We start from the raw sequence: 6,480 nt of genomic DNA, 5'->3' as shown, positions 1-6,480 counted from the left end.
GCTGTCTTGCGTTTCCGACTCTATCAGACGCTTTCCAGTGTCTGACTCCCGGTCGAAGCGGGCCGTGCAGTTTCGCTTTCCAGGTTCTTCGCTTTTGCGTTTTCCCTTTCCGGCGGTTCCAACTTTACCAGACTCTTTTCGTTCCGTTTCCGGTCCGAATGTGATTTCCGGTGGCCTGTGGAGCGGCCTTGCCTTTCGGCGGATCCGACATTATCAGAGATTCTGAGTCGGAATTCCCGCCCCGTTGAGGTGCTGCCGACGCACAGATGCGCGCGGTGCTTCCCGTTCAGGCGGAGCCGTAAACGTACTGGAGCGGGGCTCCCCGATGCAAATCGGGGGCCCCGCTCCAGGTCAGGCGGTCGTGAGGGGTCAGACCTCGACGACGACCGGAAGGATCATCGGGCGCCGGCGGTAGGTGTCGGACACCCACTTGCCGACCGTCCGGCGGACCATCTGCTGGAGCTGGTGGGGCTCCATCACGCCGTCCTGCGCCGACTTGTCCAGGGCTTCCTGGATCTTCGGAGTCACGCCGACGAAGGCGTTGTCGTCGATGCCGGAGCCCCGGGCCTGGATGTGGGGGCCGCCCACGATCTTGCCGGAGGAGCTGTCGACCACGATGAACACCGAGATGATGCCCTCGTCGCCGAGGATGCGGCGGTCCTTGAGGGAGGTCTCGGTGACGTCCCCGACGGAGAGTCCGTCGACGTAGACGTAACCGGCCTGGACCTTGCCGACGATCTTGGCCTTGCCGTCGATGAGGTCGACGACCACGCCGTCCTCGGCGATGACGATGTGGTCCTTCGGCACGCCCGTGAGCGCGCCCAGCTCGGCGTTGGCCCGCAGGTGGCGCCATTCGCCGTGGACCGGCATCAGGTTCTTCGGCTTGCAGATGTTGTAGAAGTACAGCAGCTCGCCGGCCGAGGCGTGGCCCGAGACGTGGACCTTGGCGTTGCCCTTGTGGACGACGTTGGCGCCCCAGCGGGTCAGGCCGTTGATCACGCGGTAGACCGCGTTCTCGTTGCCCGGGATCAGGGACGACGCGAGGATCACCGTGTCGCCCGGGACGATCCGGATCTGGTGGTCGCGGTTGGCCATCCGGGAGAGGGCCGCCATCGGCTCGCCCTGCGAACCCGTGCAGACGAGTACGACCTCGTCGTCCGGGAGGTCGTCGAGGGTCTTGACGTCGACGACCAGTCCGGCGGGAACCTTCAGGTAGCCCAGGTCGCGGGCGATGCCCATGTTGCGGACCATCGAGCGGCCGACGAAGGCGACCCTGCGGCCGTACTCGTGGGCGGCGTCCAGGATCTGCTGGATGCGGTGCACATGGCTGGCGAAGCTCGCCACGATGATGCGCTTCTGGGCGTTCGCGAACACCGTGCGCAGGACGTTGGAGATGTCCCGCTCCGGCGGCACGAAGCCGGGGACCTCGGCGTTGGTGGAGTCGGAGAGGAGGAGGTCGATGCCCTCCTCGCTCAGCCGCGCGAAGGCGTGCAGGTCGGTGAGACGGCCGTCCAGCGGAAGCTGGTCCATCTTGAAGTCACCGGTGGCCACGGCCATGCCCGCGGGGGTGCGGATGGCGACGGCGAGGGCGTCCGGGATGGAGTGGTTGACCGCGATGAACTCGCAGTCGAAGACGCCGATGCGCTCCCGCTGTCCCTCCTGCACCTCAAGGGTGTAGGGGCGGATGCGGTGCTCCTGGAGCTTCGCCTCGATGAGCGCGAGGGTCAGCTTCGAGCCGATGAGGGGGATGTCCGGCTTCAGGCGCAGCAGGTAGGGGACGCCACCGATGTGGTCCTCGTGGCCGTGCGTGAGGACGATGCCCTCGATGTCGTCCAGGCGGTCCCGGATCGTCGTGAAGTCCGGCAGGATCAGGTCGATGCCCGGCTGCTCCTCCTCGGGGAAGAGGACGCCGCAGTCGACGATGAGCAGGCGGCCGCCGTACTCGAAGACCGTCATGTTGCGGCCGATCTCGCCCAGGCCGCCGAGCGGGGTGACCCGCAGGGCGCCCTTCGGGAGCTTCGGCGGGGTACCGAGTTCAGGGTGCGGATGACTCAAAAGACTCTCCTTACCACGCACGCCACGTACCGCTGAGGCACGTGGCGCGCATGTCATTCGTGCACTTGCTGTTGTCTTGGGGTGGTGCTCGATGCGAGTCGCCTCGCGTATTCAGTTGTGAAGTCTGTGATTAGAGCTGTACCCCGCCGGCGGCGAGATCGATCTTGAGCTGGGCCGTCTCCTGGACGCTGAGCTCCACCAGGGGCAGGCGCAGCGGTCCGGCCGGGAGGCCCTGGAGGGTCAGAGCGGCCTTCGTGGTGATGACGCCCTGGGTGCGGAACATGCCGGTGAAGACCGGGAGCAGCTTCTGGTGGATCTCGGTGGCCTTCTGGACATCGCCGCTCAGGTGCGCCTCGATCAGGGCCCGCAGGTCGGGGGTGACCACGTGGCCGACGACGGAGACGAAGCCGACGGCGCCGACCGAGAGAAGCGGCAGGTTGAGCATGTCGTCGCCGGAGTACCAGGCGAGGCCGGATTCGGCGATGGCCCAGCTGGCGCGGCCCAGGTCGCCCTTGGCGTCCTTGTTCGCGACGATCCGCGGGTGGTCGGCCAGCCGGACGAGGGTCTCGGTGTCGATCGGCACCCCGCTGCGGCCGGGGATGTCGTACAGCATCACGGGCAGGCCGGTGGAGTCGGCGATGGCCGTGAAGTGCCGGAGCAGGCCCTCCTGCGGCGGCTTGTTGTAGTACGGCGTCACGGCGAGCAGCCCGTGGGCGCCGGTGCGCTCGGCCGTCCGGGCGAGCTCGACGCTGTGGCGGGTGTCGTTGGTGCCGATGCCGGCGACGACATGTGCTCGGTCGCCGACGGCTTCGAGCACCGCCCGTACGAGCTGGTCCTTCTCCGTGTCACTGGTGGTCGGGGACTCACCGGTGGTGCCGTTGACGATCAGGCCGTCATTGCCTGCGTCCACCAGGTGGGCGGCGAGCCGCTGGGCGCCGTCGAGGTCGAGAGCGCCGTCCGCCGTGAAGGGCGTGACCATAGCGGTGAGGACCCGCCCGAAGGGGGTCTGCGGAGTGGAGATCGGAGCCATGGGTAACACGCTACTCGCTGCTCAGCGCGCGGGGTCCCCTCGGGGGGACGAGGAAGAGGAGCCCGGCACTGCCTGCTCGGGGGTTCAAGCAGTGCCGGGTCCGTTTGATCAGCCTAGATGAACTTCTCGAAACGCCGCAATACGGACACCGCCTACGGGGCTACCCGTCCATTTTTGTTGAAGGCCGCATGAGTGAGCGGCATGAGCTGCTGCCAGTGGGCTTCCATCTGCTCGCCGACCATCTCGATCTCGCGCTGCGGGAAGGACGGGACCGTCGCCAGCTCGTGCTGGGTGCGCAGCCCGAGGAAGTGCATCAGCGAGCGCGCGTTGCAGGTGGCGTACATCGAGGAGAAGAGGCCGACAGGGAGGACCGCGCGGGCGACCTCGCGGGCCACGCCCTTCGCCAGCATCTCCTGGTACGCCTCGTAGGAGGCCCGGTAGGACTCCTCCATGGCGCGGGTCGTGACGTCGTACTGCTCCTCGGTGCCCTCGACGAACACGTACTTGCCGGGGCGGCCCTGCTGGACCAGCTTGCGGGAGGTTCCGGGGACGTAGAAGACCGGCTCCAGCTCCCTGTAGCGGCCCGATTCCTCGTTGTAGGACCAGCCGACGCGGTGCCGCATGAACTCGCGGAAGACGAAGATCGGGGCGCTGATGAAGAACGTCATCGAGTTGTGCTCGAACGGGCTGCCGTGCCGGTCCCGCATGAGGTAGTTGATGAGCCCCTTGGAGCGCTCGGGGTCCTTGGTGACCTCTTCGAGCGACTGCTCGCCGGCGGTGGAGACCCGGGCGGCGAACAGCACGTCCGCGTCGCGCGCGTCGCTCTTCACCAGCTCGACGGTGACGTCACTGCGGAAGTGGGGCTTTGCGGGTTCGGGGGTGTCGGTCACCGACGGGGGTCCTTCCAGGGGCGGCGCGGGGAGAACCCGAGGCTTCGCTCGGGCGGCGACCACTTTACGGGTCCCTTGCTTGCGTGCACGCACCCCTTGCTCGCATGCATGCACGCGGCGGCCCCGGGCAGCCGTTCGTGGAGTTCCCCCAACAAGTACGGCGATTCGGGCACCGATTCGGGCTGTCGTACGTCTGACTCAATAGCAGCACCTGTCACGCAGATCAAGGAGAGTTTCCTCATGTTCCGCCGGCGTGAAGCCGTCCCGTTCTCGTTCGTCGCGGAGTCCGACCGGTTCCGCAGTAATGTCACTCCCCCTCCCATCACCCGCGCCTCCGTTCCCGAACTGCTGGGGCGGTCGCTCGTCGGGCTGACCGTGGTCGCCGGTCTCGCGGGCTCGCTGCTGCTCGGTCTGCCGGCGCTCGACACCGGACAGCCCGCGGAGCACGGCAAGCAGTCCAACGCCTCGCAGGGCCGCTGACTCGTACGGACCCCCTGGGGTGGTCGGGTCGGGGGCGGTCTCGGTAGCCTCACCGGGCACAGCAATCGAGCGTGCTTGTGAGTGAGGATGAGTCGTGCCCCTGCCCTTTCTGACGGCCGACCGCGCATTCGACGCGAGCGCGGAGGACGTCGCGCTGCCGTTCGACGACCACGACAGCTGGCGGCGGCCCTACCGCCCCGGTCCGTGGCGGGTCGCGGCGGCGGCCACCCTGTTGTTGCTGGCCTCGTTCGTTCTGCTCGCGGCCATGATCACCGGTGTGGCCGGAGCGCCTTCGGGCGCCATCGTGTGTCTGGTGCTGGCCGGTGCGGTGATCGCCGCCGCCCTGCGGTTGCTGCGGGCCGGCGCGTGGGTCAGCCGCCACGGTGTGCGGCGCGTCGGCTTCTTCTGGACCACCACGGTGGCGTGGAGCGGGACGTCGGCGGTTCGTACGGTCCAGCAGCCCGTGAAGTGGATGGGCTTCCCCCGTACGGTCCAGGGCCAGGCGCTCGTCGTGGTCCGGCAAAGCGGTGAGACGCTGCCGCCGCTGGCCACCGACCACAACGCGGACTTCCTCGGGCGCGAGGAGGCGTTCGAGCGGGCCACGGATGCGGTGGAGGCGTGGGCGGACGAGTACCGCCAGGTGTGAGCCGTTACCTGTACGTGGATGAGCCCGGGGCCCCTGTGGGTCCCGGGCTCATCTGCGTACGGCGTGAAAGATGTCCTCAAGCGCCGGACGGGCTGGACTGGTGTCCTCAAGCGCCGGACGGGCTGGAGGGGGCGTTCGGCGGGGACGAGGGTGCGGGCGCGCTGGATCGGTGCAGTGCGATCGCCCTCTGCATGGCCTTGCGGGCCCTCGGGGTGTCCCTCGCGTCCTGGTAGGCGACCGCCAGCCGGAACCAGGTCCGCCAGTCGTCCGGAGCGTCCTCGGTCTCCTCACGGCGCTTGGTGAAGACCGCGTCGGCGGCGTCCCGGTCGATGCGCCCGGACGGCGTGCGGGCCAGGTCGTCGACCGGCAGGCCGCCCTCGGCGTCCAGCTCGGCGGCGAGCACGTTGGCGCGGCGGACGAACTGGGTGTTCTTCCAGAGGAACCAGACGCCGATCACCGGCAGGATCAGCACGGCGACGCCGAACGTGACCGTGAGCAGCGTGCCGTGCCGGATGAGCATCAGACCGCGGCCGCCGACCAGGACGAAGTAGAAGACCAGGACGGCTGCCGTGATGAAGTAGGTGATCTTTGCGCGCATGGTGGGCTCAGTCAGTTCAGGTCGAGGAAGTGTTCCAGGCCGAACGTGAGGCCGGGAGTGGTCACCACGCGGCGGACGCCGAGCAGGATGCCCGGCATGAAACTGCTGTGGTGGAGGGAGTCGTGGCGGATGGTGAGGGTCTCGCCCTCGCCGCCGAGCAGCACTTCCTGGTGGGCCAGCAGGCCGCGGAGGCGGATCGCGTGGACCGGGACGCCGTCGACGTCCGCGCCGCGTGCGCCGTCCAGGGCGGTGGTGGTGGCGTCCGGCTGGGGTGCGCTGCCGGCCTTGGCGCGGGCGGCCGCGATGAGCTGCGCGGTGCGGGTGGCGGTGCCGGAGGGGGCGTCGACCTTGTTGGGGTGGTGCAGTTCGACGACCTCGACGGACTCGAAGTAGCGGGCGGCCTGCTCCGCGAACTTCATGGTCAGGACCGCGCCGATGGAGAAGTTCGGGGCGATGAGGACGCCGGTCTCCGGGGAGTTGTCCAGCCAGGTGGTCAGCTGCGCGAGCCGTTCGTCGGTCCAGCCGGTGGTGCCGACGACGGCGTGGATGCCGTGCCGGACGCAGAAGTCGAGGTTGCCCATCACCGACGCGGGGGTGGTGAGCTCGACGACGGCCTGGGCGCCCGCGTCGGCGAGGGTCTCCAGCTTGTCGCCCCGGCCCAGCGCCGCCACCAGCTCCAGGTCGTCGGCGGCCTCGATCGCCCGGACGGCCTCGGAGCCGATGCGGCCCCTCGCACCGAGAACGGCTACGCGCAGCTTGCTCATCTTGATTCCTTAAGGGA

7 protein-coding genes are annotated in these 6,480 nt (G+C 68.6%); 2 read left to right on the top strand and 5 right to left on the bottom strand.

The window, feature by feature from the left end; all coding sequences use genetic code 11:
* Positions 1–369: 369 nt before the first annotated feature.
* The 3 genes from ACFWRV_RS28505 to thyX form a co-directional block, all read right to left on the bottom strand.
* Entirely contained in the window at positions 370–2,055 is a 1,686-nt protein-coding gene (locus ACFWRV_RS28505; protein ID WP_103511627.1) for a ribonuclease J, read from the bottom strand.
* A 130-nt stretch (positions 2,056–2,185) separates the two neighbouring features.
* Positions 2,186–3,085 (bottom strand): 4-hydroxy-tetrahydrodipicolinate synthase, encoded by a 900-nt coding sequence (gene dapA / locus ACFWRV_RS28500; protein ID WP_384338593.1) that lies wholly within the window; start codon positions 3,083–3,085, stop codon positions 2,186–2,188.
* Between the two features lie 152 nt (positions 3,086–3,237).
* Entirely contained in the window at positions 3,238–3,975 is a 738-nt protein-coding gene (gene thyX / locus ACFWRV_RS28495) for an FAD-dependent thymidylate synthase (RefSeq protein ID WP_384338592.1), read from the bottom strand.
* A 240-nt stretch (positions 3,976–4,215) separates the two neighbouring features.
* Here thyX and ACFWRV_RS28490 point away from each other — a divergent pair, with 240 nt between their 5' ends.
* Together ACFWRV_RS28490 and ACFWRV_RS28485 are read left to right on the top strand one after the other, a co-directional pair.
* Positions 4,216–4,455: a hypothetical protein gene (locus ACFWRV_RS28490; RefSeq protein ID WP_384338591.1), complete on the top strand. Its 240-nt coding sequence runs from the start codon at positions 4,216–4,218 to the stop codon at positions 4,453–4,455.
* Positions 4,456–4,549: 94 nt separating this feature from the next.
* Positions 4,550–5,101, top strand: coding sequence for a hypothetical protein (locus tag ACFWRV_RS28485; RefSeq protein ID WP_384338590.1), 552 nt, complete (start codon positions 4,550–4,552; stop codon positions 5,099–5,101).
* 106 nt (positions 5,102–5,207) lie between these two features.
* On the opposite strand, the gene ACFWRV_RS28480 is transcribed toward ACFWRV_RS28485, so the two are convergent.
* Both ACFWRV_RS28480 and dapB read right to left on the bottom strand, forming a co-directional pair.
* Positions 5,208–5,699, bottom strand: a complete 492-nt coding sequence (locus ACFWRV_RS28480) for a hypothetical protein (RefSeq protein ID WP_384338589.1) — start codon at positions 5,697–5,699, stop codon at positions 5,208–5,210.
* 11 nt (positions 5,700–5,710) lie between these two features.
* Positions 5,711–6,463, bottom strand: coding sequence for a 4-hydroxy-tetrahydrodipicolinate reductase (gene dapB, locus ACFWRV_RS28475; protein ID WP_384338588.1), 753 nt, complete (start codon positions 6,461–6,463; stop codon positions 5,711–5,713).
* Positions 6,464–6,480 lie beyond the last annotated feature (17 nt).

Origin of the sequence: Streptomyces sp. NPDC058576, from assembly GCF_042718715.1 — a bacterium.
In the GTDB taxonomy this organism is placed as follows: domain Bacteria; phylum Actinomycetota; class Actinomycetes; order Streptomycetales; family Streptomycetaceae; genus Streptomyces.
Note: the sequence above shows the minus strand (reverse complement) of the source record. Positions and strands in the feature narration are given on the sequence as shown.